The organism is Bradyrhizobium sp. P2_E8, from assembly GCF_056403875.1.
The window spans coordinates 1-911 of the sequence record NZ_JBFUES010001663.1 but is presented as its reverse complement, the minus strand read 5'-3'; the positions used below and the strand labels follow the sequence as shown (position 1 = coordinate 911).

The window sequence follows — 911 nt, the reverse complement described above, 5'->3', positions numbered from 1 at the left end:
CGTCTTGTTCTCGCCACATCCGGAAGCTTTACGGCCCGGCGGATGTCGGCCGCGCACGGGCTGGCTGGGAGTGGGGGTGTCAACGAAGGATGACTAATGTTCGAGTTGTTTGCGTCTCGCCTGTCGCGATGTGTTGTCGCGCTGGCGCTTTTCTTCGCGGCGGTCGCCGCGTTTGTTTCTCCGGCCTCGGCGCGGCCTCATCGTCATAGCGCAGAGCGGCACGCTGACGTGCACCACGCCAGCAGACATCATCACTATCGGCACCAGGCCCGCGGCTCGCGCTTCGAGCGCAGCGCGGCGCTGCTGCAGGCCGGCGGTTTCATGAACACGCAGGCCAACTACGATCCGAACGCCAATAGCGGCGGCATGGGTGACATGCGCTACGCGGGCGGCGGTGATATGGGCAGCGGTGACATGGGCATCGGCGGAAACATGCGCCGCGCCGGCAAAGTGAGCCGCGCTGCCAACATGAGCCATGCTGTCAACAAGAGCAGCGCTGGCGACATTGGCAACGCCGGCAACGCGGGTATGAGCGGCGGTTTTGGCGGCGGATCGGGCCTCGTGTCCGAGGCGCGCCGTTATCTCGGCGGCAACCCGACCGGGCGCGGCAGCCTGTGGTGCGCGCGCTTCATGAACATGGTGCTTGAGAAAACCGGCCACCACGGCACCGGCTCGGACATGGCGAATTCGTTCGCGCGTTACGGCACGCGTGTCTCCGGCCCGCAGGTCGGTGCCATCGCGGTGATGTCGCGCGGCGGCCGGGGCGGCCACGTCGGAATCATCACCGGCGTCGACGCGCAGGGCAATCCGATCATGATCTCCGGCAACAACGGCAATCGCGTCCGCGAGGCCCCGGTCTCGCGCGGCCGCATCTATGCGTATGTGATGCCGAACTGAGGTGTTGCCTCGTC

Annotated in this window: 1 protein-coding gene; it reads left to right on the top strand. The window is 66.5% G+C overall.

The genetic code is table 11. The features are described from left to right. Positions 1-96 precede the first annotated feature (96 nt). Positions 97-897 carry a TIGR02594 family protein gene (locus AC1D00_RS43065; protein WP_477014915.1) on the top strand — a complete coding sequence of 267 codons (801 nt, stop codon included), beginning with the start codon at positions 97-99 and terminating at the stop codon, positions 895-897. Positions 898-911: the final 14 nt, after the last annotated feature.

Excerpts from the sequence above, each read along its gene's own strand:
- AC1D00_RS43065 (WP_477014915.1), top strand. The coding sequence starts at position 97 with ATGTTCGAGTTGTTTGCGTCTCGCCTGTCGCGATGTGTTGTCGCGCTG.